Genomic DNA, 24,324 nt, shown 5'->3' with positions numbered 1-24,324 from the left:
GCACCGTAAAGCCGTAGAACACACAACGAAGTGTCGGGTGAAGCGAAATCAGTCCAGCAGCGCCAGGGCCTCGGCGGTGCATTCCTGAATGCGGGCCCAGTCGCCGTTCTTGATCCACTCCGGATCAAGCATCCAGCTGCCGCCCACGCACATGACGTTCTTCAGCGCCATGTAGCTCTTGATGTTGGCCGGGCCTACGCCGCCGGTCGGGCAGAATTTCACTTCGCCGAACGGGCCGCCGAGGGCCTTGATCGCCGCCACGCCGCCGCTGACTTCGGCCGGGAACAGCTTGAAGCGGCGGTAGCCCAGGCCATAGCCTTCCATGATGCCGGAGGCGTTGCTGATGCCCGGCAGCAGCGGCACCGGGCTGGCGACGCTGGCTTCCAGCAGGTCGCGGGTGATGCCCGGCGTGACGATGAACTGCGAGCCGGCGGCTTCGGCGGCGGCCAGCATGTGCCGGTCGAGCACGGTGCCGGCGCCGGTCACCAGTTCCGGGCGCTGTTCGCGCAGGATCTGGATCGCCTTGAGGCCGAACTGCGAACGCAGGGTCACTTCCAGCGCCGTCAGGCCGCCGGCGGCCAGGGCGTCGGCCAGCGGCAGCACGTCCTGTTCGCGGGCGATGGTGATCACCGGCAGGATCCGCGCCTTGGCGCAGAGGCTGTCGATCAGGGCAACTTTGTCCGCCATGGAAACGGTCGGGGATGGGTTTGTCATAGCGGCTGTTCCTTGGCTCATGGGCACCAGTAGATCTCTAACGTGGGTTGCAGAAACGCGCGGACCGGCATGGCGGCGACATCGTCGCCGGCCACTGCGGCGTTCAGGGTGGTCAGCTTGGACTGACCGGAAATCGACAGAATCTTGTGCCGGGCCGAAGCCAGCAGCGAGCGGCTCATGGTCAGGCGCTGACGCGGCACGCTCGGCGCCAGCATCGGCCAGCAACGGCGCGCGCCGTCGGCCTGCAAGGCTTGGGCGAGGTTCGGGCTGTCCGGGAACAGCGAGGCGGTGTGCCCGTCGTCGCCCATGCCCAGCACCAGCACATCGATGGCCGGCAGCTCGCCGAGCAGGCGGTCGGCCTGTTCGGCCGCCTGTTCAACGTTGGCGGCGGCGCTGTACAGGCTCAGGAACTGCGCCTTGGCCGCCGGGCCCTTGAGCAGGTACTGCTTGAGCAGGCCGGCATTGCTGTCGGCATGCTCGACCGGCACCCAGCGCTCGTCGGCCAGGGTCACGGTCACGTTCGCCCAGTCCAGCTCCTGCTTGGCCAGGTGCTGGAAAAACGCCACCGGGCTGCGGCCGCCGGACACCACCAGCACCGCGTGGCCACGGGCGGCGATGGCATCGCCCAGTTGCTTGGCCACGTTCAGCGCCAGACCTTCGGCCAGCAGCACCGGACTCTTGAAGGCATGGGCGCTGACGCCCGCCGGCAGTTTCACATCAGATATCGCCATACCACGACCTCCCGTCCCGCGTGATCAGTGCGATGGAGCTCATCGGCCCCCACGACCCGGCCGCATACGGCTTGGGCGCATCGCCGGACTTCTTCCACCCGGCGATCAGCTGGTCGCACCACTTCCACGCGGCTTCGATTTCATCTTTGCGGACAAACAGGTTCTGATTGCCGTTCATCACTTCCAGCAACAACCGCTCGTAGGCGTCGGGGATCCGCGCGCTGCGCCAGGTGTCGGAGAAATTCAGCTGCAGCGGCCCGCTGCGCAGTTGCATGCCTTTGTCCAGGCCTTGGTCCTTGGTCATCACACGCAGGGAAATGCCTTCGTCCGGCTGCAGGCGGATGATCAGTTTGTTGCTGATCTGCAGGCGCTGCTCCGGCGCGAAGATGTAGTGCGACGGTTCCTTGAAGTGGATGACGATCTGCGACAGCTTCTGCGGCATGCGCTTGCCGGTGCGCAGGTAGAACGGCACGCCGGCCCAGCGCCAGTTGCGGATGTCGGCACGCAGGGCGACGAAGGTTTCGGTATCGCTCTGGGTGTTGGAATTGGGTTCTTCGAGGTAGCCCGGCACGGACTTGCCTTCGCTGTGGCCGGCGATGTACTGGCCGCGCACCACTTGGGTGGTCAGGCCTTCCGGGCTGATCGGCGCCAGGGCCTTGAGCACCTTGACCTTCTCGTCGCGGATGCTGTCGGCGGACAGGTCGGCCGGCGGGTCCATGGCGATCAGGCAGAGCAGCTGCAGCAGGTGGTTCTGGATCATGTCCCGCAACTGGCCGGCCTTGTCGAAGTAGCCCCAGCGGCCCTCGATGCCGACCTTCTCGGCCACGGTGATTTCCACGTGGGAGATGTAGTTCTGGTTCCACTGGGTCTCGAACAGGCTGTTGGCGAAACGCAGGGCGATCAGGTTCTGGACGGTCTCTTTGCCCAGGTAGTGGTCGATGCGGTAGGTGCGGTTTTCCGGGAAGAACTGCGCCACGGCATCGTTGACCTTGCGCGAGGACTCCAGGTCCGAGCCGATCGGCTTCTCCAGCACCACGCGGGTGTTCTGCGCCAGGCCGACCTTGGCCAGGTTCTCGCAGATCGCGCCGTACACCGCCGCCGGCGTGGCGAAGTAGGCGATCATGCGCTGGGCGGTGCCGGCGGCCTCGGCCAGCGCCTCATAGTCTTCGGCCTTGAGGAAGTCGACGTGCAGGTAGCTCAGGCGCGCCAGGAAGCGCTCGGCCACCGCCTCGTCCAGTTCCTTGCCCACGTAGCGGCGCAGCTCGGCGGCGATGAACGCCAGGTGCTGCTGCTCGGTGCCGGCTTCACGGGCCAGCGCGATGATGCGCGTGTCCTCGTGCAGCAGGCCGGCGCCGTCCAGGTGGTAAAGGGCAGGGAACAGCTTGCGCAAGGCCAGGTCGCCCAGCGCGCCGAACAAGGCGAAGGTGCACGGTTCTACCGTAATCGAAGGCATGATGTTTGTTCTTTTATCAAGTTAAGCTACAAATACCTTTTTTCAAGGCATCACTCAAGGGAAAATGTAGTAATAACCACAACATTTTCGCAAAATACAGATTCCGAGTGGTGGTCGGTCGGAGCCGACAGTAGGATAGGCCACCGTCACGGGCCGCATCAAAGGCCCAATTTGCATAGCCGCGCGCTTACCGGCGCCGGTGAATTAGGAACCCCATATGGACCGCGTGCGAAATTTACTGGAACAGATCCAGAGTCGCCTTGAAGAGCTGAACAAGGCCGAACGCAAAGTCGCCGAAGTGATCCTGCTCAACCCACAGCAGGCCACCCGCTTCAGCATCGCCGCCCTCGCCCAGGCGGCCTCGGTCAGTGAACCGACCGTCAACCGCTTCTGCCGCTCGTTCGGCGTCAGCGGCTACCCCGAACTCAAGCTGCAGCTGGCCCAGAGCCTGGCCAGCGGCGCCGCTTACGTCAGCCGTGCGGTGGAGGCCGACGACAATCCCGAGGCCTACACGCAAAAGATCTTCGGCAGCGCCATCGCCTCGCTGGACAGCGCCTGCCAGGCCCTCGACCCGAACCTGATCAGCCGCGCCGTCGACATGCTGATCCAGGCACGGCAGATCCACTTCTTCGGCCTCGGCGCCTCGGCCCCCGTGGCGCTGGATGCGCAGCACAAGTTCTTCCGCTTCAACCTGGCGGTCTCCGCCCATGCCGACGTGCTGATGCAGCGCATGATCGCGTCGGTGGCGCACACCGGCGAGCTGTTCGTGATCATTTCCTACACCGGGCGCACCCGCGAACTGGTGGAAGTGGCGCGCATCGCCCGGGAAAACGGCGCCTCGGTGCTCGGCCTGACCGCCGAGAACTCGCCGCTGGCCAAGGCCAGCACCTTGAGCCTGAACATTCCGCTGCCGGAAGACACCGACATCTACATGCCGATGACCTCGCGGATCATTCAGCTGACCGTGCTGGATGTGCTGGCGACCGGCATGACGCTGCGCCGCGGGGTGGATTTCCAGCCGCACCTGCGCAAGATCAAGGAAAGCCTGAACGCGAGCCGCTATCCGGTGGGCGACGAGTTCGACTGATCCGCAACTTCAGCGGCTGTCCCGCCCCCACAAGGAGCCGTGACCCAATCAAACTGTAGGAGCCAGCCTGCTGGCGACAGCCGTGTGTCAGCACCCTCGATGTCGGCTGTGCCGGCCTTATCGCTTGCAGGCAAGCTCCCACAGGGCTCGGTGAGAACCGCAGATTCCGCAGGCCCCCACGCCCCCCTGTGGGAGCCAGCCTGCTGGCGATGGCGCCAGCAGAGGCACCGCAAAACTCGGCTCAGGCCGCCGCCCAGGCCTGCAGACTCAGGTGCGCCTTCTCCCCCGGCGCCAGGTGCAGGCTGTCGGTGCCCCCCGCCGCCGCCTCCACGCAGACGAACTCCGCCACCTCGTCCCAGCTCACCCCCAGCAACGGCCGTGAACCCGGGTGCCACACCACGGTGTCGGCGCTCTCGCCGGTGTCGATGCGCAGCTCGCGCTGCCAGGCGTGGTCCTTGAGCTGCAGTTCGCCGTCGTGCTGGAACACCCGCTGACAGCCGCCGTCGACCCGCAGCTCACCTTCCTGCTGGCAAGCCTCACGGTTCAACTGGTCATAACCCTGCGCCCCTTCGAGCCCAGACAGCGCTATCTCACTCACGTCGCCAATGCGCCAGTAAGCGTGCAACGCCTGGCTCAACTGGCACGGCATGTCGTCCTGGTGCTCGGTGCTCAGGCGCAGTTCCATGCGCTCGCCCAGGTGTGCGTGCAGGTCCACCTGCCAGTCGCACAGCTGCAGTCGCCAGTGCAGGCGCACGCCGTCCTCGGCGCTGGCGCTGTCGAGCAGCTTCCAGTCCAGCAGCCGCGCCCAACCGTGGGACGGCCAGGCGTTCTCGCTCGGATGGCGGCCGTACCACGGCCAGCACACCGGCACCCCGCCCCGGATCGCACCGACATGCGGCCACTTCGCCGCGCACCACAGCCACGGTTTCTGCCCGCGCGGCTGAAAGTGCAGCAGCTGCGCGCCCTGGCGACTGAACACCGCCTGACACAGCGGATGGTCGATCACCAGCACGTCGCGCATCTGATAGCGCTCCCAGGCGAACACCGGTCGTTCGCGCAGGGATCTGAAGAAGCGTTGCAGCGGATGCTCATGCATGGGCCACGGTCCTGAAAATCATCGGGGATACTTGTCAATCCGTGGCGAGGGAGCTTGCTCCCGCTGGGCCACGAGAGACGGGCCTGCTGCGCAGTCCAGCGGGAGCAAGCTCCCTCGCCACCGGCAAAAAAAAGCGGACAGCCTTGGCCGTCCGCAAATATGCGCACATGGAGAGGAGCTTATCGCAGACGCGTCAGAACACCGACTGAATTTTCAGGCCGGCGACCAAAGCGTTGTCGACTTCATCCACACCGCCCGGATGGGTGATGTATTGCAGGTTCGGGCGCACGGTCAGCCAGTTGGTGACGTGGAAGCCGTAGTTGATCTCGTAGTTGTATTCGGTTTCGCGCAGCGGCGAGAACACCGGGTTGTCGTAGTCCGAGACGCCGTTGGCGACGTTGAGCAGCTCGGCGTTCTTCTTCACGTCGTCGTTGACGTGGATGCGCGCGAAGCCGATGCCCACGTCATCCTTGGGACGCGCGTCGAACGGGCCCTTGTAGACAAACATCAGCGACTGGTAGTTGTCGATGAAGTTGGTGTCCTTGTCGTGGAAGGTGGCGTTGGCCGCGATGTTCAGGCCACGGGACGCATCGCCGTTGTGGCTGGTGAGCTGCTGCTGGGCCACGAACCAGTAGCCGTGCTTGCTGCTGTGCACGCGGTAGGCGTCGCCGGTGGTCGCGGCGTCCAGGCCGTTGTCGTCCTCACGCACGTCGTTGGCGTCGGCGGTGCTCTTGTAGTAACCCACGCGGTATTCGCCCGGCAGGCCGTTGACCTTCGGCGACCAGACCAGCTCGACCGGCAGCACGGTGCCGGCGGTGCCGCTGCCGCTGAGCTTGAAGCCGTTGCCGTGCTCCAGCTGCGACGGGTTCTGGTTGTACGCGCCGATCTGCGCATACAGCTCGTCGTTGATGTTGTACTTCACGCGGATCGCCGCCTGGCTGACCGGCCAGTTGTACCAGATGTTGGTCGCCCAGTTGCCCACCTGGGAGCCGCAGAACGCCAGGTTCTGGAATTCGCACGGGAAGGTGTTGAAGTCTTCGCCTTCGCCGAAGTAACCGGCCTTGACGTCCAGCTTGTTGTCGAAGAACTGGTGCTGGATCCACAGTTGGGTCAGACGCACCATGTGGCCACGGCCGTAGACTTCCTGCGAGGAGCTCAGGGTGCCGGCGCGCGGGTCGCCGATGCGGTCGTTGGAGATGTTTTCGCCGTTGCGGTTGGTCAGCTGGATCTTGGCCTGGGTGTTGTCCCAGCCCCACAGCTTCTGCAGATCCAGGGCCACGCCCAGGCCGAACTGGTCGCTGTAGCGGCCGGTCTTGTCGTCGTTGTAGCCGCCGTGCAGGTTGGCGCCCATCTCGCCGACGTAGTCCATCTTGATGTCGATGCCTTGCTCGATCAGCTTGGTGCGCTCGCCGCCCCAGTCGCCGGTCATCCACTTGGAATCGGAGCTGAACGCATCGGCGGCCATCGCGTTGCCGGCCAGCACCAGTGCGGCGGCGGCCGACATCCGGCAGATCAAGCGGGCATTGACGTGTTTCATTTTCATCCCTACATCCTCGTCTTTATTGTTATTAACTGTTTTTTCCAACGCGGTTTACACCCCTGCGGGAACGGGCTTGCCCGCTCCCGCATTTGTTCCTCAGCGCCCCTTGAACTGGGCGACGTTCGCCGAATGCGCTTCGGCCTTCGCGACACCCGCCGAACCCAGGCGCTCCCCGGTCTGCGCATCGAACAGCAGCACCTTGGCCGGATCGAACTGCAGGGTCAGCGTCTCGCCCACCTGCGGCGCCACGTCCGGCGCCAGACGGCAGCAGACCTTGGTGTCGTTGAGGTTGACGAACACCAGGGTGTCCGGACCGGTGGGCTCGGTGACCTGCACTTCCGCCCGGATGGTCGGCGCGCCGCTGGCGTCGCCGTTGGCCAGGGCGATCTGCTCCGGACGCAGGCCGAGGATCACTTCGCGGTCCTCGAGCCCGGCGTCCTGCACGCCCAGCGGCAGTTCGCAGCGGGCCTGGCCGCTGTCGAGCAGCGCCACCAGCCGGCCGTCCTTGCGTTGCAGGCGCAGCGGGATGAAGTTCATCGGCGGCGAACCGATGAAGCTCGCCACGAACTGGTTGGCCGGGTCGTTGTAGATCTCCTTCGGCGTGCCGAACTGCTGGATGATCCCGTCCTTCATCACCGCCACCTTGTCGCCCAGGGTCATGGCCTCGATCTGGTCGTGGGTCACGTAGACCGTGGTGGTCTTGAGGCGCTGGTGCATCAGTTTCATTTCGGTGCGCATCTCGACCCGCAGCTTGGCGTCGAGGTTGGACAGCGGCTCGTCGAACAGGTAGATCTTCGGCCGCCGCGCCAACGCCCGGCCCATCGCCACGCGCTGCTGCTGGCCGCCGGAGAGCTGGCCCGGCTTGCGGTTGAGCAGGTGCTCGATCTGCAGCAGCTTGGCGACCCGGGCCACTTCCTCATCGATGGCCGGCTGGCTCATCTTGCGGATCTTCAGGCCGAACTCGATGTTCTCGCGCACGTTCATGGTCGGGTACAGCGCGTAGGACTGGAACACCATGGCGATGTCGCGGTCCTTGGGGCTCATGCCGCTGACGTCCTGGTCGCCGATCATGATCGCGCCGCCGGTGATGGTCTCAAGGCCGGCGATGCAGTTCATCAGGGTCGACTTGCCGCAGCCCGAAGGCCCGACGAGGATCAGGAACTCGCCGTCCTTGATCGACAGTTCGATGTTCTTCAGGGTGTCCGGCAGGCCGGCGCCATAGGTCTTGTTTACATTGCGAAGTTCGAGCGTAGCCATGATTACCCCTTGACTGCGCCGGCCGTCAGCCCGCGCACGAAATACTTGCCTGCCACCACATAGACCAGCAGGGTCGGCAGCCCGGCGATCATCGCCGCTGCCATGTCAACGTTGTATTCCTTGACCCCGGTGCTGGTGTTGACCAGGTTGTTCAGCGCCACCGTGATGGGCTGCGAATCGCCGCTGGAGAACACCACGCCGAACAGGAAGTCGTTCCAGATCTGGGTGAACTGCCAGATCAGGCAGACCATGATGATCGGGGTGGACATCGGCAGGATGATCCGCCGGAAGATCGTGAAGAACCCGGCGCCGTCCAGCCGCGCCGCCTTCACCAGCGCATCGGGGATGGTCACGTAGTAGTTGCGGAAGAACAGCGTGGTGAACGCCAGGCCGTAGACCACGTGGATGAACACCAGGCCCGTGGTGGTGCTGGCCAGGCCCATCTTGCCGAGGGTGAACGAGGCCGGCAGCAGGACGGTCTGGAACGGCAGGAAGCAGCCGAACAGCAGCAGGCCGAAGAACAGTTGCGAGCCGCGGAAGCGCCACATCGACAGCACATAGCCGTTGAGCGCGCCGATGGCCGTGGAGATCAGCACCGCCGGAACGGTGATCTTGATCGAGTTCCAGAAGTAGCCGTCCACCGTGCCCCAGGCCTTGACCCAGCCGATGCCGCTGACCACGGCCGGCCAGCTCAGGAGGTTGCCGGTGCTGATGTCTTCCGGGGTCTTGAAGCTGGTCAGCAGCATGACCACCAGCGGCACCAGGTACAGCACCACGGCGAGCAGAAGCACGGCGTGGATCGCGATGCGGCTCAGGCTGACGGAAGGTTTGTCGGCGAGGTTAGTCATGGCGCTTGGTCCTCAGCTCGGAATACAGGTACGGCACGATGATCGCGAGGATCGCGCCGAGCATCAGGATGGCGCTGGCCGAGCCCATGCCCATCTGGCCGCGGCTGAAGGTGAACGAGTACATGAACATCGCCGGAAGGTCCGAGGAGTAGCCCGGGCCGCCGGCGGTCATAGCCGCCACCAGGTCGAAGCTCTTGATCGCGATGTGGGCCAGGATCATCACCGCACTGAAGAACACCGGGCGCAGGCTCGGTAACACCACCTTCCAATAGATGGTCGGCATGCTCGCGCCGTCGATCTGGGCGGCGCGGATGATCGACTGGTCGACGCCGCGCAGGCCCGCCAGGAACATCGCCATGATGAAGCCCGAGGCTTGCCACACCGCCGCGATCACCAGGCAATACACCACGCGGTCGGGGTCGATCAGCCAGTCCAGGCGGAAGCCTTCCCAGCCCCAGTCGCGCAGCAGCTTGTCCAGGCCCATGCCGGGGTTGAGCAGCCATTTCCACGCCGTGCCGGTGACGATCATCGAGAGCGCCATCGGGTACAGGTAAATGGTGCGGATGAACCCTTCGCGGCGGATGCGCTGATCCAGGAACACCGCCAGCAGCACGCCGATCACCAGCGTGACGCCGATGAACAGGCCGCCGAACACCGCAAGGTTCTTGCTCGCCACCCACCAGCGGTCGTTGTCGAACAGGCGCGCGTACTGCGCCAGCCCCGCCCACTTGTAGGTCGGCAGGAACGTCGAGGTGGTGAACGACAGGACGAACGTCCACAGGATGTAGCCGTAGAAGCCCACCAGCACGATGAACATGCTCGGCGCCAGCACCAGTTTGGGTAGCCAGCGCTGCAGCGCATCGAATGGCGAGGCCTTGCTGAACACAGCGACAGAACTCATGGGGGAAATCCAATTGAAAGAGAAAGGCAGCGGCAAGCCACAAGCTGCAAGTACCGCACGACTTTTAGCTTGTGGCTTGTAGCTCGAAGCAGAGCCCTACTTGGCCGACTTGACGGCGGTGCCCAGCTTCTTGGCCGCGTCGGCCGGGTCGGCTTTCGGGTCGTTGATGTAGTTGGTCACCACATCGAAGAACGCGCCCTGCACCGCCAGCGTGGTCGCCATGTTGTGCGCCATGCTCGGCTGCAGGCCGCCGGTCTTGGCGTCCGCCAGGAAGTCCTTGGCGGCGGTCTGGGCGCAGGAGTCGAAACCGAACTTGCCCATGTCGGCCAGCATGTCGTTGCGCACCGGGATCGAGCCCTTGTTGATGCTGAAGACCTTCTGGAAGTTCTCGCCCAGCACCACCTTGGCGATGTCCTGCTGACCGGCCGCGGTGCCCGCGTCCTTCTGCTTGAACACGGCCAGGGAGTCGATGTTGTAGGTGAAGGCCTTGTCGGTGCCCGGGAAGGCCACGCACTCGTAGTCCTTGCCGGCGACCTTCTTGGCCGCGGTCCACTCGGACTTGGCCCAGTCGCCCATGATCTGCATGCCGGCCTTGCCGTTGATGACCTTGGCGGCTTCCAGGTTCCAGTCCTGGCCCTTGCCGTCAGGATCCATGTAGGTCGCGACTTTCTTCAGCTCGGTCAGGGCCTTGACCATCTGCGGGCCGGTCAGGGCTGCGTCGTCAAGGTCCACCAGGGCCTTCTTGTAGCCGTCCACGCCCATGACCGAGAGCACCACCGCCTCGAACACGGTGCTGTCCTGCCATGGCTGACCGCCGTGGGCCAGCGGGATGAAGCCGGCGGCCTTGAGCTTGTCGCCGGCGGCGTAGAATTCTTCGAGGGTGGTCGGGGCCTTTTCGATGCCGGCTTTCTTGAAGACTTCCGGGTTGATCCACAGCCAGTTGACGCGGTGGATGTTCACCGGCACGGCCACGTAGTCGCCTTCGAACTTCACGGTGTCGGAGACTTTCTTGTCGAGCAGGCCGTCCCACTTCTCAGCCTTGGCGACGTCCTTGAGCACGTCGGTGTCGAGCAGGCCGGTGGAGGCCCAGTCCTGGATGTCCGGCCCCTTGATCTGGGCCACGCCTGGCGGGTTGCCGGCGACTGCGCGGCTTTTCAGCACGGTCATGGCGGTCGCGCCGCCACCGCCGGCCACGGCGCCATCCTTCCAGGTAAAGCCGTCTTTTTCGACCTGGGCCTTGAGCACATCGACCGCTGCCTTTTCGCCGCCGGACGTCCACCAATGCACGACTTCCACCGAACCTTTGGATTCGGCAGCGGAAACACTGAGAGGGAGCGCAGCGAGCGGGAACAGGGAGGCAACAGAAATGACAGTGGCGAGGCGAGAAATCGCATTCATCTGAGAGGTACCTTTCTTGTTGTTATGCATGCAAGTCTGGAGCTTGCGCTGCACACGAGTTTAAACAGCGCGCATCCCTGCGCAGGTAACGAAGGGATGCGCGAATGTCACGACATGGTTACACAGGAACGCTCTGGGACCACTGCGCCAGGGCAGTGGCCATGCTCGGCGCCAGGGGCAGGCGAGGAATCAGCACGGCCTGCCAGGCGTGGTACAGATCCGGCTTGCCTGGCCAGATATCGGCGCTCGGACGGTTCTGCGGATCGAGTTCGTGGTGCCAGCTGCCGTCGCAGCGGTCGATGAAGTTCAATTCGCAGAATTCCCAGAACAGCCGGTACCAGGCCTCGTACCGCTCTTCGCCGGTGCGCTTGAGCAGGGCACTGGCGGCGGCGCTGGCTTCGGCGTGCGTCCAGTGCAGGCGATGGCGCACGACGGCCTTGTTGTCCCAATCGAGGGTGTAGACGATGCCCGGCGCACCGTCCGCCTCCCAACCGTGGCGGCAGTTTTCCTCGAACAGTCTCTGCGCATCGGTGGCCAGCCAGCCGGGGGTGAGCATGCCGGCCCGCACCCGCGCCGCCTCCAGGTGCAGCATCAGCCGCGCCCATTCGAAACCGTGGCCCGGCGTGGTGCCGTAGGGGCGGAAGCCGTCGGCGGGATTGTCGCGGTTGTAGTCGCGCAGCGGCTGCCAGTCGCGGTCGAAGTGCTCGATCACCAGGTAGCCGTTGGCGGCGGCGTGGCCGTGGATCACCCGCTCGACGATGCGCTGGGCGCGCACCAGCCAGCGCGGGTCTTCGGTGACGTCGGCCAGGGCGAGGAAGGCCTCGGTGGCGTGCATGTTGCTGTTGGCGCCGCGGTAGGCCTCCTCTTCGCGCCAGTCGCGGCTGAAGGATTCGCGCATCGCGCCCTCCTCCTCGCTCCAGAAACAGGTGTCGATGATGTCGATGGCTTCATCGAGCAGCGCTTCGGCGCCGGGACGCCGGGCGACCACCGCCGAACTGGCGGCCAGCGCGACGAACGCGTGCAGGTAGGCGTTCTTGCCGGTGTTGCCGTCGCGGTGTTCGGCGGTGGCGAACCAGCCGCCGTGCAAAGCATCGCGCAACGGCCCGCGCAGGGCCCGGACGCCGTGGTCGATCAGCTCGGCGAAGCCCGGCAGGCCCTGGATGTGGGCCATGGCGAAGCTGTGGGTCATGCGCGCGGTGTTCATGGTGCCGGCTTGCGCACCGGCCGGCAGACGGCCGCGCTCATCAAGGTCGCCGAAGCCGTCCGGCAGCCTTGAGGCCTTGGCGAAGTCCAGCAGGCGCAGGCCTTCGTCGGCGAGCCAGCGCTGGTGGGCAGGGGCGTTCAGCCAACTGCTGAAGCCTGGATTGAAGTGATCCATGGGTGGCCTTTTTTGTTGTTATGACTGCGGGCAGTCTAAACAACGGGCCGGGGCGGGCTTGTAACGAAGGGGACAGGGATTGTCACTGAACGGTGACATTTCCTGTGGCGAGGGAGCTTGCTCCCGCTGGACTGCGCAGCAGGCCCGTCTTTTCAGTGCCGCTTCGCGCCACAGCGGGAGCAAGCTCCCTCGCCACAGGATTAGGTCAGTCGGCGCTGCGGTGACAATCCCTCGCCACAGGGCTTGTCAGTCGGCGCTGCGCGGCAACTGCAACGTCACCCGCAGGCCGCCCTCGCGCAGGTTCTGCAGCGTGACCTCGCCGCCGTGGCTGTGGGCGATGTTGCGCGCGATTCCCAGCCCGAGCCCATAGCCCTGCTGCTGGCCGGCCAGGCGGAAGTGCGGCTCGAACACCTGCTCCAGCCGCTGCTGCGGCACCCCCGGCCCTTCGTCGTCGACGTGCAGCACGAAGGCGCTTTCATCGTCGTCGATGTGCAGGTGCGCGTTCTGCCCGTACTTGAGGGCGTTGTCGATCAGGTTGCCGATGCAGCGCTTGAGCGCCAGCGGCTTGCCCGGGTATGTCGCCAGCGCCCGCCCGTGCTGGGTCACGCGGCCGTTGCCGTTGGGCGCCAAGTACGGCTCCACCAGGCATTCCAGCACATGGTTGAGGTCCACCGGCTCGATGTTTTCGTGGATGTCGGTGTCCTTCACGCATTGCAGCGCGCCCTTGACCAGCATCTCCAGCTCATCCAGGTCGCGGCCGAACTTGGCCTGCAGCGCTTCGTCCTCCAGCAGCTCGACCCGCAGGCGCAGGCGGGTGATCGGTGTGCGCAGGTCATGGGAGATCGCGCTGAACAACTGGCTGCGCTCGGTCAGGTAACGGCTGATGCGCTCGCGCATGGTGTTGAACGCGCGGCCCACTTCGACCACTTCACTGCCGCCGCCCTCGGCCACCGGTTCCACGTCGGCCCCCAGCGACAGTTCCCGCGCCGCCCGCGCCAGACGCTTGAGCGGCCGGCTCTGCCAATGCACCAGCAGGCCGATGAACAGCAGCAGAAAGCCGCTGGTGAAGACGATGAACCACACCTGCTGCGTCGGCAGGCCCTGCTCTTCGAGGCTGGTGTACGGCTCGGGCAACAGCGAGGCGATGTACAGCCATTCGCCCGGCGCCAATTGGATCTGGGTGACCAGCACCGGCGGGTTCACCGGCTCCAGGGTCAGCGCGTAGTGGGCCCAGGACCGCGGCAGCTCGTCGAGCTTGAGCCCGGCGTTGAAGATCCGCAGGTCCTCGGGGCTGACGAAGGTCACCAGGATGTCGGTGTCGTGCCCCAGCGACTGGTGCAGCACTTCGTCCACCGCCGTGATCACCGCGGCCTTGCGCGGCGTGACCGGCAGCACGTCCATGTCCAGCGGCTTGTCGTTGAGGGTCACCACGAAGCGGGTGCCGCCCATGCTGCGCAACTGGTCGAGCACCAGCGGCCGGTACGCCACCGGCAACGAACGGAAGTAACTGACGCTGGCGGTCATCGAATGGGCGAGGCTGCGGGCGCTGGTGACCAGGCCTTCGAGCTGGGTCGCGCGCAACTGCGAGACCCAGATCACGCTGGACAGGGTCTGGGCGAACAGCACCGCCAACAGCGTCAGCAGCAACATCCGCCCGAGCAGCGAACGCGGCATCGGCACCTTGCCGGCCAGGTTGCGCAAAAACTCAGTGGCCATTGCCGGCAACCACATTGGCCGCCAGCTGATACCCGCTGCCGCGCACGGTGCGGATCAGCCTCGGCGGCTTCTCCGTGTCGCGCAGGCGCTGGCGCAACCGGCTGACGGCCATGTCGACGATGCGGTCGAGGGGCATCAGCTCGCGGCCGCGGGTGGCGTTGCCGATGGTGTCGCGGTCGAGGATTTCCTGGGGGTGGTCGAGGAACAGCTTGAGCAGCGCGAAATCGGCGCCGGACAGGATCACTTCCTCGCCGTCGGTGTGGAACAGCCGGTGGCTGACCATGTCCAGCCGCCACTCGTCGAAGCTCAGCACCTCGCTGCCGCTGCGTTCCTGGGCGAACTGCGCCCGGCGCAGCAACGCCTTGATCCGCGCCTGCAGCTCACGGGGGCTGAACGGTTTGCCCAGGTAGTCGTCGGCGCCCAGCTCCAGGCCGATCACCCGGTCGGCCTCGTCGGAACTGGCGGTGAGCATGATGATCGGCACCTGGGCCCGACGCGGATGCTGGCGCACCCAGCGGCACAGGCTGAAGCCGTCCTCGTCGGGGAGCATCACATCCAGGATCACCAGATCGCTCGGCGCCTCGTTGAGCGCCTGGCGGAAACCGGCGCCGTCAGCCGTGGCCCGTACCTGAAACCCTGCGCGGGTCAGGTAGGTCTGCAGCAACTCGCGTATCTCCTGGTCGTCATCGACCAACAAAATCGACTTGTTGACTGAGCTCACTTCGAAGGCATCCTGATTATTGGAATTGGGGCGGATTATGCCTGATGAACCTTGAAAATTTGTCACCTGCTCTGAGCCCATCGCCGGCAAGCCAGCGCCCACCAGGGTCTGCGCTGATCACAAAACCTGCGGGAGCCGGCTTGCCGGCGATGAAGCCGACTCGGCCTCAAGCCTGTTCGAGCGCCACACCGGCGCCCGTCAGGCCGGAATACGGCGCCGTCACCAGCCACACCGGGATGCCCTTGAAGTAATCGCTCATGCAGCCCTTGTCGGCGAAGCTTTTGGCGAAACCGCTGGCCAGGAAGAAATCGGCGAAGCGCGGCACCACGCCGCCGACGATGAAGACCCCGCCACGGGCGCCGGTGGTGAGCACGTTGTTGCCGGCCACGCGGCCGAGCCAGCGGCAGAACTGCTCCAGCACTTCCAGCGCCACCGGATCCCCCGCCAGGCCGGCCGCCGTGATCGCTTCCGGCGTGTCGAGCGTGGGCGCATGCCCGTCCACCGCGCAGATCGCCCGGTAGACCCGCGGCAGGCCGCCGCCGCTCAGGGCGGTCTCGGCGCTGACATGGCCGATCTCGCTGTAAATGTGCTGCCAGAGCTGGGTCTCGCGCGGGCTGCTCAGCGGCAGGTCGACGTGTCCGCCCTCCCCCGGCAATGCGGCGAACCGGCCCTCGCCCAGGTCCAGCAGCGTGCCGACCCCAAGCCCCGTGCCCGGGCCGATCACCACCGCCGGGCGCAGCGGCTCCGGCGTGCCTTCGCAGACCACGCGGAATTCGCCGGGCTGCAGCCGTGTCATGCCCAGCGCCATGGCCGAGAAGTCGTTGACCAGCAGCAGCCGCTCGACCTGCAAGGCTTCGCAGAACGCCTGGCGGCTGAGGCGCCAATGGTTGTTGGTGAACTTGAACGCGTCGCCGCTGACGGGACCGGCCACCGACAGGCACACCGATCCGATGGCGCCCGGCGCCAGGCCCAGCCGGCTCAGGTAGAGGCCGATGGCCTCTTCCGGGCTGGCGTGATCGGCCGTGGCCAGCACCTGCACCGATTCGAGCTGCTGATCTTTCCACAACGCGAACCGTGCGTTGGTGCCTCCGATGTCACCGACCAAAGCCAGTTTCAATTAAGCGTCTCCAGGGCAGAAGTGAAGGCGCTGGCGCCCTGCTCCGCCGAGCTGAAGGCCATGCGCATGAAGCCGAACAGCTCGCGGCCGCTGCCGATGTTGTTGCCCAACAGGCCTTTGGCGGGTTCGCGCGCTGCGAATTCGGCGGCGTCCACCTTGAGTTCCAGGGTGCCTTTGACGCCGTCGACGCGGATGATATCGCCCTCTTGCACCCGCGCCAAAGCGCCGCCCACATAAGCTTCGGGGCTGACGTGGATCGCCGCCGGGATTTTCCCCGAGGCGCCGGACATGCGCCCGTCGGTCACCAGCGCCACCTTGAAGCCGCGGTCCTGCAGCACGCCGAGGAACGGCGTCATCTTGTGCAGCTCCGGCATGCCGTTGGAGCGCGGGCCCTGGAAGCGCATGACGGCGACGAAGTCCTTCTCCAGCAAACCGGCCTTGAACGCGTCGGCCAGGTCCTGCTGATCCTGGAACACCATGGCCGGCGCTTCGACGACCTGATTCTCCAGCGCCACGGCGGAGACCTTCATCACGCCGCGACCGAGGTTGCCTTCCATCACCCGCAGGCCGCCCTCCGGCGAGAACGCGCGGGCCACCGGGCGCAGGATGTTTTCGTCGAGGCTCTCGGTCGGGCCGTCGCGCCACACCAGCTCGCCGTTGTCGAGGAACGGCTCCTGGGTGTAGCGGCGCAGGCCGTGGCCGAGCACGGTGTTGACGTCTTCGTGCAACAGGCCGGCGTCGAGCAGTTCGCGGATCAGGAACGCCATGCCGCCGGCGGCCTGGAAGTGGTTGATGTCGGCCTTGCCGTTCGGATAGACGTGGCTCAGGGTCGGCACGACTTCGGAGAGGTCGGCCATGTCCTGCCAGGTCAGCTGGATGCCCGCCGCCATGGCGATGGCCGGCATGTGCAGGGTGTGGTTGGTGGAGCCGCCGGTGGCGTGCAGCGCGACGATGGAGTTGACCAGCGCCTTCTCGTCGACGATCTCGCCGATCGGCAGGAAGTGGCCGTTCTGCTTGGTCAGGCGGGTGACCTGGTGCGCGGCCTCGCGGGTCAGCGCATCGCGCAGCGGCGTGTTCGGGTTGACGAACGACGCGCCCGGCAGGTGCAGGCCCATGACTTCCATCAGCAACTGGTTGGTGTTGGCGGTGCCGTAGAACGTGCAGGTGCCGGGGCTGTGGTAGGACTTCATCTCCGATTCCAGCAGCTCTTCGCGGGTGGCCTTGCCTTCGGCGTACTTCTGCCGCACGTCGGCCTTTTCCTTGTTGGAAATGCCCGAGACCATCGGCCCGCCCGGCACGAAGATCGTCGGCAGGTGGCCGAAGCGCAGGGAGCCCATCATCAGGCCCGGCACGATCTTGTCGCAGATGCCGAGCATCAGCGCACCGTCGAACATGTTGTGCGACAGCGCCACCGCCGTGGACATCGCGATCACTTCGCGGCTCGGCAGGCTCAGTTCCATGCCCGGTTCGCCCTGGGTGACGCCGTCGCACATGGCCGGAGTGCCGCCGGCGAACTGGCCCACCGAGCCGATTTCGCGCAGGGCCTTCTTGATCAGTTCCGGGTAGACCTCGTACGGCTGGTGCGCCGAGAGCATGTCGTTGTAAGACGAGACGATGGCGATGTTCGCCGAGTTCATCATCCGCAGGCTGTGCTTGTCCTGGCTGCCGCAGCCGGCCACCCCGTGGGCGAAGTTGGCGCATTGCAGCTTGCCGCGCATCGGCCCGTCGGAGGCTGCGCCGCGAATCAATGCAAGGTAAGCCTGGCGTGTGGCGCGGCTGCGGGCGATAAGCCGTTCGGTGACCTCAAGAACGCGGGGATGCATGTGTAGAACTCCAGGCTAACGGATGTGGCGACCTGATTGTCTATGCTGATCAAAGGCCCGCGCGCTCGGGATGACGGACGGTTTTCTTGATCATTCGGACCAGTTGATTCAGGTCACTCGTTGTAGATAAAACAAAATACTGCCACCAAAAAGGCTTGTTTTCTATTTTTTTGCGAATAATCTTGTAATTCCAACAACAAAACGACGGCGGCGCTGTTCAATGACTCTTCGAATCGCAATCAATGGTTTTGGCCGCATCGGCCGTAACGTCCTGCGCGCACTGTATACCCAAGGCTATCGGCAGGATTTGCAGATCGTCGCCATCAACGACCTGGGCGACAGCGCGATCAACGCCCATCTGCTCAAGTACGACACCGTTCACGGCACATTCGATGCCGAAGTCGCCCATGACAACGAGAGCCTGACCGTCAACGGCGACCGCATTTCCGTCAGCGCCATCCGCAACCCGGCCGACCTGCCCTGGGCCGCGGAAAAGATCGACGTGGTGTTCGAATGCACCGGCCTGTTCACCGACCGCGCCAAGGCCGCCGCGCATCTTACCGCCGGCGCCCGCAAGGTGATCATCTCGGCACCGGCCAAGGGCGCCGACGCCACCGTCGTCTACGGCGTGAACCACGACATCCTGCGCGCCTCGCACCAGATCATCTCCAACGCCTCGTGCACCACCAACTGCCTGGCCCCGGTGGCCCAGGTGCTGCACCGCGAACTGGGGATCGAAAGCGGCCTGATGACCACCATCCACGCCTACACCAACGACCAGAACCTGACCGACGTCTATCACAGCGACCCTTACCGCGCCCGTTCGGCCACCCAGAACATGATCCCGAGCAAGACCGGCGCCGCCGAGGCGGTGGGCCTGGTGCTGCCGGAACTGGCCGGCAAGCTGACCGGCATGGCCGTGCGCGTGCCGGTGATCAACGTGTCGCTGGTGGACCTGACGGTGCAGCTCAAGCGCGAAGCGTCCGCCGACGAAGTCAACGCCCTGCTCAAGGCCGCCAGCCAGCATTCGAAGATCCTCGGCTACAACGCCCTGCCGCTGGTCTCCAGCGACTTCAACCACAACCCGCTGTCGTCGATCTTCGACGCCAACCACACCAAGGTCAGCGGCAAGCTGCTCAAGGTGCTGGCCTGGTACGACAACGAGTGGGGCTTCTCCAACCGCATGCTGGATAACTGCCTGGCGCTGTGCAACGCCGAGTGACCCCGGATCGTTCTGTGGGAGCGACTGCTTTCGGCAGGCTGGCTCCCACAGGGACAGGGCACGCCACCGCTCCCGCATGAAGTGCCTGATTTCAATCTGAAATCAGGGCTTGACCATTCGACTGGATGATAAGCATTATCATTTGATCGAAACGGATCAGGTTCTCCCGTGAGTCAGGCACAGTTCAACCACGTCTTCCTTGCCCAGCGCAGTTCGCTGCTGCGCACGCTGCAACGGATGGTCAACAACCCCAGCACCGCCGAAGACCTGCTGCAGGAGACCTACCTGCGCGTGACCCGTGCGCTGGGCGAGCGGGCCATCGATCACCTCGAACCCTTCGTCTTCCAGACCGCCCGCAACCTGGCGCTGGATCATCTGCGCGCCCGCAAGATCCACGCGCGCACCATGGTCGACGACGTGCCGCAGGAAGTGGTGCACAGCGTCGCCGCCCCCGCCAGCAGCGCCGAAGACGCCGCCCACGCCGAACAACTGCTGGAGCGCCTGAACGTGAGCCTCAGTGAACTCAGCCCCCGCCAGCAGCAGATCTTCATCCTCAGCCGCCTGCACGGCCACAGCTACCAGCAGATCGCCGACGAGCTGGACGTGTCCCTCAGCACCGTGCAGAAAGAGCTCAAGCTGATCATGACCATCTGCATCGGCGTCGCCGAACGCTTGAACGGCGACTGAAGCCGCAGGAAAGGTCTGTAAGTCCGAGCAGCGACTGCACGGATCATCGGGCTTTGTTACCCTTGCCCGACTTTTACGCTTCACTAAAAAGACAGCCGTGCAACGACACTGCCGAGGAAACACCGTGACGGACACCCACCGCCCGCCTTCGCCCGATACGGCGCAGGACGCCGCCAGCGCAATGGACCAGGCCCTGGACTGGCTCATCGCGCTCGGCAGTCCGGACGAAGAGCAGACCCGGCAGTTCCATGCCTGGCTGGCGGCCGATCCGCGCAACGCCGAAGCGTTCGCCAAGGCCCAGGCCATCTGGGACGGCCCGCAAGTGGCGCAGTGCGCCCAGGCGCTGGCCGCCAAGCCGCAGAAAGTCACCGTCCTCGCCCGCCTGCGCCCGCACTGGAAACCGCTGGCCACGGCGGCGGTGCTGGTGCTCGGCCTGTTCAGCTTCAGCAACCTGCCGATGCGCCTGCAGGCCGATCACCTGACCGTGGTCGGCGAGCGCCAGCGCCTGCAGCTGGAGGACGGCTCCAAAGTCCTGCTCAACACCAACTCGGCGTTTTCCAGCACCATCAACGACCGCCAGCGGGTGGCGCGGCTGTACCAGGGCGAAGCGTTTTTCGAGATCGCCGCCAACCGCAGCCAGCCGCTGGAGATCGACGCCGGCCCCGTGAAAGCCAGCGTGCACGACACCGCGTTCGCCGTGCGCTACCTGGACGGCGTGGCCCAGGTGCGCGTGCAGCGCGGCGACGTCGACCTGCGCGCCACCGGGGACGACGCCCGGGTGCGCCTGTCGGCCGGGGAAAGCATCCGCATCGGCCCCAACGGCTTCGACCGCCCGACCAAGCAGGACGCCGCCACTGACCTTGCGTGGGTGCAGGGCCGGCTGATCTTCGAGAACTGCCCGCTCAGCCAGGTCCTGGCGGAACTGCGCCGCTACTATCCGGGCTGGATCATCAACACCAACGAGCAGTTGGCCGACGTCGCCGTCACCGGCAACTACCGTCTCGACCAGCCGCTGGACGTGGTGCGCTCCCTGGCCCACATCACCTCCGCACGCGTGCAGGAATTCCCCGCGCTGGTGATCTTGAACTAAATGAGAATTATTTTTACTCGATAGCCGAAGCTCGTTCGTCTCGTTATAGCCAATGCAATTGATTCGCATCTCTGGACGCGGATCAGCACCTATAAAGATTCGTGCGACACGGAGCGCTATCGATGTCCTCACGCCTTACCCGCCAGACCGCTTCCCCTTCCCGCGTACTGTCGCTGCTGACCGCCGCCATCCTGATGGCCGGCGCCGCACCGCTGATGGCCGCCACCGAACAGCCTGCGCGCAACATGGGCGACTATTCGTTCGCCATCGCCCAGCAGCCGCTGGTGTCGGCGCTCAACGCGTTCACCGCCGTCACCGGCTGGCAGGTCGGTTTGCCGGCGCAACTGGGCGAAGGCGTGGCGTCGCCGGGCGTGCGCGGTGCGCTGCCGCCGGAGAAGGCCCTGGAGCGACTGCTGGTGGGGACCGGCCTGAGCTTTCGCAAGATCGGCAACAACAACGTCGTGCTGGAGAAACGCAGCACCGCCGGCGCGCTCAACCTGGATCAGGTGACCATCAGCGCCACCCGCCAGGAACAGTCGGTGAACAGCGTGCCGGCCACCGTCACCGTGCACACCCGCGAAGAGCTCGACCGCAACAACGTCAACACCATCAAGGACCTGGTGCGCTACGAGCCCGGCGTCTCCGTGGGCGGCGCGGGCCAGCGCGGCGGGATCAGCGGCTACAACATCCGCGGCATCGACGGCGACCGCATCCTGACCCAGGTCGACGGCGTCGAAGTGCCGGACGGCTTCTTCAACGGCCCCTACGCCAAGACCCAACGCAACTACGTCGACCCGGAAATCGTCAAACGCGTGGAAATCCTCCGCGGCCCGGCCTCGGTGCTGTACGGCAGCAACGCCATCGGCGGCGCCGTGAGCTACTACACCCTCGACGCGGACGACATCATCAAGCCCGGCAAGGATGTGGGCGCCCGCCTCAAGACCGGCTACAGCTCCGCCGACGAAAGCTGGCTGAAGTCCGCCACCGTCGCCGGCCGCGCCGACCAGTTCGACGGCCTGCTGCACTACAGCCAGCGCGACGGCCACGAAACCGACTCCTACGGCAGCAACAACGGCACCGGCCTGGAGCGCACCGCCGCCAACCCGGAAGACGTCAAGGCGAGCAACGTGCTGGCCAAGCTCGGCTGGAACTACGCCGAGGGCTCGCGCCTGGGCCTGACCTACGAGAAGTACAAGGACGACCGCGACACCGACCAGAAAAGCGCCTACGGCGGCCCGTACTTCAACGGTGCGCCAACGGTCCCCAACAGTGTGCTGCCCGGCGGCATGTACCAGTGGCGCACCGGCAACGACACCATCACCCGCGAGCGCTTCGGCCTGGAGCACAGCTTCGAGCTCAACAGCCTGCTGGCGGACAACGTGAAGTGGAGCCTCAACCACCAGACCGCCAAGACCGACCAGAGCACCGACGAGTTCTACTACCCGATCACCCGCAAGGTGCTGCGCACCCGCGACACGGTCTACAAGGAAAAGCAGTGGGTGTTCGACGCGCAGCTGGACAAGGCTTTCAGCCTCGGCGCCACCGACCACGTCCTGACCTACGGCACCACGATCAAGCAGCAGGAAGTCACCGGCTCGCGCAGCGGCGACGGCAAGTGCCTTGCGGTCGGCCGCGGCTGCACCGCCATCGGCGCCACCAGCGCAGCCGACGTGCTGAAGAAGTCCAGCGACTTCCCGGATCCGACCATCAACACCTACAGCCTGTTCGCCCAGGACCAGATCAGCTGGAACGACTGGACCTTCCTGCCGGGCCTGCGCTACGACTACACCCAGCTCAAGCCGCACATCACCCAGGAGTTCCTCAACACCGTGGCCGCCGACGGCAAGGGCACGGTCAGCGATTCGAACAAGACCTGGCACAAAGTCTCGCCCAAGTTCGGCCTGACCTACGCCCTGACCGAAAACTACACCTGGTACGGCCAGTACGCCGAAGGCTTCCGCACCCCGACCGCCAAGGCGCTGTACGGCCGCTTCGAGAACAGCACCACCGGCTACAACGTGGCGCCGAACCCGGACCTGGAACCGGAGAAAAGCAAAAGCTACGAGACCGGCCTGCGCGGCAACTTCGAGTCCGGCTCGTTCGATGTGGCGGTGTTCTATAACAAGTACCGCGACTTCATCAACGAAGACGCAGTCACGCCCGGCTACAGCGAGCTGACCTTCCAGACCAACAACATCAAGCACGCCACCATCAAGGGCGCCGAGGTCAAGGGCCGCCTGAACCTGGATGCGTTCGGGGCGCCGCAGGGCCTGTACACCCAGGGTTCGGTCGCCTATGCCTACGGCCGCAACAATGACACCGGCGAGCCGCTCAACAGCGTCAATCCGCTGACCGGCGTGTTCGGCCTGGGCTACGACCAGGACAACTACGGCGGCCTGCTGAGCTGGACCGTGGTGAAGAAAAAGGACCGCGTCGACGACAGCCAGTTCAAGTCGCCGGACGGCGTCAGCAGCCAGTTCAAGTCGCCGGGCTTCGGCATCCTCGATCTGACCGGGTTCTACAAGGTCACCGACGACGTCACCGTCAGCGGCGGCATCTACAACCTGACCGACAAGAAGTATTGGCTGTGGGACGACGTGCGCGGCTACGACAGCGTCGGCGAAGCCGCGGTGCTGAGCCCGGCCAACCTCGACCGCCTCACCCAGCCGGGCCGCAACTTCGCGATCAATCTGGTCTGGGACATCTGACCCGACCTACCTCACTGCGCGCGCCCATCGCCGCGCAGTGAGGTTTTTTTACGCTCACGCGTCTTCTTGTACGTCTCGTTATCAAGTGCCATCGCTTTTCAAGGACATCCCATGACCGCCCCGGAAAAATCCCTGCGTTCGCAACGCCTGAACCAGATCACCCACGAGCCGCACAGCAAGCTCGATGCGCTGGTCAAGGCTCACGCCCCCTTCGAGACCCGCGAAAGCTTCGCCCGCTTCGTGGTCGCGCAGTACCTGTTCCAGTCGGAACTGGTGGCGCTGTACAACGATGCCGAACTGACCGCCATCGTCCCCGACTTGCCGGCCCGCTGCCGCGCCGAAGCGGCCAAGGCCGACCTCGCCGACCTCGGCACCGATGTCCCGGCCCCGGTGGCCGGCGCGGTGAACAACCCGAGCAAGGCCCGTGCCCTGGGCTGGATCTTCGTCTCCGAAGGTTCGAAGCTCGGCGCCGCCTTCCTGATCAAGCGCGCCGTCGCGCTGGACCTGAGCGAAACCTTCGGCGCCCGTCACCTGGGCGAACCGGAGGGCGGCCGCGCCGAAGGCTGGAAGCGCTTCGTCAAGACACTCGATTCGCTGCAGTTCACTGCCGAGGAAGAGGCCGAGGCCGAGCAAGGCGCCCTCGACGCCTTCAACCGCTTCACCGTGCTGCTGGAACAGGCCTACTCGACCGAAGCCGAACCGGCCTGAGCTGCCGCCGTCTCCCTGTGAACGGCAAGGCTGGCTCCCACGGTTTTGTGTGCTGCACATCACCTGTGGGAGCCAGCCTGCTGGCGATGGCGTCCGTATAGGCGCCGCAAGGCAGTCGCTCCCACCGAA

General features: G+C 65.3%; 20 protein-coding genes. 6 read left to right on the top strand and 14 right to left on the bottom strand.

Going from position 1 to position 24,324, the window contains the following annotated elements; translation table 11 throughout:
* Nucleotides 1-48: 48 nt before the first annotated feature.
* Genes ACIP0B_RS10810 through zwf form a run of 3 tightly spaced genes read right to left on the bottom strand, consistent with a single transcriptional unit; the run spans nt 49 to nt 2,898 of the window.
* Nucleotides 49-714 (bottom strand): bifunctional 4-hydroxy-2-oxoglutarate aldolase/2-dehydro-3-deoxy-phosphogluconate aldolase, encoded by a 666-nt coding sequence (locus tag ACIP0B_RS10810; RefSeq protein WP_400831796.1) that lies wholly within the window; start codon nt 712-714, stop codon nt 49-51.
* A 17-nt stretch (nt 715-731) separates the two neighbouring features.
* Nucleotides 732-1,445 carry a 6-phosphogluconolactonase gene (gene pgl, locus ACIP0B_RS10805; RefSeq protein ID WP_400831794.1) on the bottom strand — a complete coding sequence of 238 codons (714 nt, stop codon included), beginning with the start codon at nt 1,443-1,445 and terminating at the stop codon, nt 732-734.
* Nucleotides 1,432-2,898: a glucose-6-phosphate dehydrogenase gene (gene zwf, locus ACIP0B_RS10800; RefSeq protein WP_400831792.1), complete on the bottom strand. Its 1,467-nt coding sequence runs from the start codon at nt 2,896-2,898 to the stop codon at nt 1,432-1,434. The genes pgl and zwf overlap by 14 nt, the downstream gene beginning before the upstream one ends.
* 226 nt (nt 2,899-3,124) lie before the next feature.
* Between zwf and ACIP0B_RS10795 the strand changes: the two genes are divergently transcribed.
* A complete protein-coding gene (locus ACIP0B_RS10795) occupies nt 3,125-3,985 on the top strand; it encodes a MurR/RpiR family transcriptional regulator (protein ID WP_170929938.1) in 861 nt (286 codons plus the stop codon).
* A gap of 241 nt (nt 3,986-4,226) precedes the next feature.
* On the opposite strand, the gene ACIP0B_RS10790 is transcribed toward ACIP0B_RS10795, so the two are convergent.
* The 11 genes from ACIP0B_RS10790 to edd form a co-directional block, all read right to left on the bottom strand.
* Entirely contained in the window at nt 4,227-5,081 is an 855-nt protein-coding gene (locus ACIP0B_RS10790) for a D-hexose-6-phosphate mutarotase (protein WP_400831790.1), read from the bottom strand.
* 193 nt (nt 5,082-5,274) lie between these two features.
* Nucleotides 5,275-6,624, bottom strand: coding sequence for a carbohydrate porin (locus ACIP0B_RS10785; RefSeq protein WP_400831788.1), 1,350 nt, complete (start codon nt 6,622-6,624; stop codon nt 5,275-5,277).
* Between the two features lie 93 nt (nt 6,625-6,717).
* Nucleotides 6,718-7,878: an ABC transporter ATP-binding protein gene (locus tag ACIP0B_RS10780; RefSeq protein WP_400831786.1), complete on the bottom strand. Its 1,161-nt coding sequence runs from the start codon at nt 7,876-7,878 to the stop codon at nt 6,718-6,720.
* Nucleotides 7,879-7,880: 2 nt separating this feature from the next.
* A complete protein-coding gene (locus tag ACIP0B_RS10775; protein WP_085580544.1) occupies nt 7,881-8,726 on the bottom strand; it encodes a carbohydrate ABC transporter permease in 846 nt (281 codons plus the stop codon).
* The gene (locus tag ACIP0B_RS10770) at nt 8,719-9,627 is read right to left on the bottom strand and encodes a carbohydrate ABC transporter permease (RefSeq protein ID WP_400831784.1); all 909 of its coding nucleotides are present in this window, start codon (nt 9,625-9,627) and stop codon (nt 8,719-8,721) included. Before ACIP0B_RS10770 ends, ACIP0B_RS10775 begins: the two co-directional genes overlap by 8 nt.
* Before the next feature lie 96 nt (nt 9,628-9,723).
* Nucleotides 9,724-11,025 (bottom strand): ABC transporter substrate-binding protein, encoded by a 1,302-nt coding sequence (locus ACIP0B_RS10765; RefSeq protein ID WP_400831782.1) that lies wholly within the window; start codon nt 11,023-11,025, stop codon nt 9,724-9,726.
* A gap of 118 nt (nt 11,026-11,143) precedes the next feature.
* Nucleotides 11,144-12,403 carry an AGE family epimerase/isomerase gene (locus tag ACIP0B_RS10760; protein ID WP_400831780.1) on the bottom strand — a complete coding sequence of 420 codons (1,260 nt, stop codon included), beginning with the start codon at nt 12,401-12,403 and terminating at the stop codon, nt 11,144-11,146.
* A 246-nt stretch (nt 12,404-12,649) separates the two neighbouring features.
* Nucleotides 12,650-14,119: an ATP-binding protein gene (locus tag ACIP0B_RS10755; RefSeq protein ID WP_085580536.1), complete on the bottom strand. Its 1,470-nt coding sequence runs from the start codon at nt 14,117-14,119 to the stop codon at nt 12,650-12,652.
* Nucleotides 14,109-14,840, bottom strand: a complete 732-nt coding sequence (locus tag ACIP0B_RS10750) for a response regulator (protein ID WP_400831779.1) — start codon at nt 14,838-14,840, stop codon at nt 14,109-14,111. The genes ACIP0B_RS10755 and ACIP0B_RS10750 overlap by 11 nt, the downstream gene beginning before the upstream one ends.
* Nucleotides 14,841-15,006: 166 nt before the next feature.
* The gene (locus tag ACIP0B_RS10745; RefSeq protein ID WP_400831777.1) at nt 15,007-15,957 is read right to left on the bottom strand and encodes a glucokinase; all 951 of its coding nucleotides are present in this window, start codon (nt 15,955-15,957) and stop codon (nt 15,007-15,009) included.
* The gene (gene edd, locus ACIP0B_RS10740; protein WP_400831776.1) at nt 15,954-17,780 is read right to left on the bottom strand and encodes a phosphogluconate dehydratase; all 1,827 of its coding nucleotides are present in this window, start codon (nt 17,778-17,780) and stop codon (nt 15,954-15,956) included. Before edd ends, ACIP0B_RS10745 begins: the two co-directional genes overlap by 4 nt.
* Before the next feature lie 220 nt (nt 17,781-18,000).
* Between edd and gap the strand changes: the two genes are divergently transcribed.
* The 5 genes from gap to ACIP0B_RS10715 all read left to right on the top strand — a co-directional run bounded on the left by gap (nt 18,001) and on the right by ACIP0B_RS10715 (nt 24,195).
* Nucleotides 18,001-19,002: a type I glyceraldehyde-3-phosphate dehydrogenase gene (gene gap / locus ACIP0B_RS10735; RefSeq protein WP_400831775.1), complete on the top strand. Its 1,002-nt coding sequence runs from the start codon at nt 18,001-18,003 to the stop codon at nt 19,000-19,002.
* Between the two features lie 168 nt (nt 19,003-19,170).
* Entirely contained in the window at nt 19,171-19,689 is a 519-nt protein-coding gene (locus ACIP0B_RS10730) for an RNA polymerase sigma factor (protein WP_085580525.1), read from the top strand.
* Nucleotides 19,690-19,813: 124 nt separating this feature from the next.
* Entirely contained in the window at nt 19,814-20,779 is a 966-nt protein-coding gene (locus ACIP0B_RS10725; RefSeq protein ID WP_400831773.1) for a FecR family protein, read from the top strand.
* A gap of 122 nt (nt 20,780-20,901) precedes the next feature.
* Nucleotides 20,902-23,487 (top strand): TonB-dependent receptor, encoded by a 2,586-nt coding sequence (locus ACIP0B_RS10720; RefSeq protein ID WP_400831771.1) that lies wholly within the window; start codon nt 20,902-20,904, stop codon nt 23,485-23,487.
* Nucleotides 23,488-23,598: 111 nt separating this feature from the next.
* Nucleotides 23,599-24,195, top strand: coding sequence for a biliverdin-producing heme oxygenase (locus tag ACIP0B_RS10715; RefSeq protein WP_400831770.1), 597 nt, complete (start codon nt 23,599-23,601; stop codon nt 24,193-24,195).
* Nucleotides 24,196-24,324: the final 129 nt, after the last annotated feature.

The sequence above is a fragment of the Pseudomonas sp. NPDC089534 genome (assembly GCF_044749305.1).
Classification (GTDB): Bacteria; Pseudomonadota; Gammaproteobacteria; order Pseudomonadales; family Pseudomonadaceae; genus Aquipseudomonas; species Aquipseudomonas ekonensis.
The sequence above is the reverse complement of the archived record's forward strand: the minus strand, read 5'-3'. Positions and strand labels throughout refer to the sequence as shown.

Excerpts from the sequence above, each read along its gene's own strand:
- ACIP0B_RS10810 (WP_400831796.1), bottom strand. The coding sequence starts at position 714 with ATGACAAACCCATCCCCGACCGTTTCCATGGCGGACAAAGTTGCCCTG.
- pgl (WP_400831794.1), bottom strand. The coding sequence starts at position 1,445 with ATGGCGATATCTGATGTGAAACTGCCGGCGGGCGTCAGCGCCCATGCC.
- zwf (WP_400831792.1), bottom strand. The coding sequence starts at position 2,898 with ATGCCTTCGATTACGGTAGAACCGTGCACCTTCGCCTTGTTCGGCGCG.
- ACIP0B_RS10790 (WP_400831790.1), bottom strand. The coding sequence starts at position 5,081 with ATGCATGAGCATCCGCTGCAACGCTTCTTCAGATCCCTGCGCGAACGA.
- ACIP0B_RS10785 (WP_400831788.1), bottom strand. The coding sequence starts at position 6,624 with ATGAAAATGAAACACGTCAATGCCCGCTTGATCTGCCGGATGTCGGCC.
- ACIP0B_RS10780 (WP_400831786.1), bottom strand. The coding sequence starts at position 7,878 with ATGGCTACGCTCGAACTTCGCAATGTAAACAAGACCTATGGCGCCGGC.
- ACIP0B_RS10775 (WP_085580544.1), bottom strand. The coding sequence starts at position 8,726 with ATGACTAACCTCGCCGACAAACCTTCCGTCAGCCTGAGCCGCATCGCG.
- ACIP0B_RS10770 (WP_400831784.1), bottom strand. The coding sequence starts at position 9,627 with ATGAGTTCTGTCGCTGTGTTCAGCAAGGCCTCGCCATTCGATGCGCTG.
- ACIP0B_RS10765 (WP_400831782.1), bottom strand. The coding sequence starts at position 11,025 with ATGAATGCGATTTCTCGCCTCGCCACTGTCATTTCTGTTGCCTCCCTG.
- ACIP0B_RS10760 (WP_400831780.1), bottom strand. The coding sequence starts at position 12,403 with ATGGATCACTTCAATCCAGGCTTCAGCAGTTGGCTGAACGCCCCTGCC.
- ACIP0B_RS10755 (WP_085580536.1), bottom strand. The coding sequence starts at position 14,119 with ATGGCCACTGAGTTTTTGCGCAACCTGGCCGGCAAGGTGCCGATGCCG.
- edd (WP_400831776.1), bottom strand. The coding sequence starts at position 17,780 with ATGCATCCCCGCGTTCTTGAGGTCACCGAACGGCTTATCGCCCGCAGC.
- gap (WP_400831775.1), top strand. The coding sequence starts at position 18,001 with ATGACTCTTCGAATCGCAATCAATGGTTTTGGCCGCATCGGCCGTAAC.
- ACIP0B_RS10720 (WP_400831771.1), top strand. The coding sequence starts at position 20,902 with ATGTCCTCACGCCTTACCCGCCAGACCGCTTCCCCTTCCCGCGTACTG.
- ACIP0B_RS10715 (WP_400831770.1), top strand. The coding sequence starts at position 23,599 with ATGACCGCCCCGGAAAAATCCCTGCGTTCGCAACGCCTGAACCAGATC.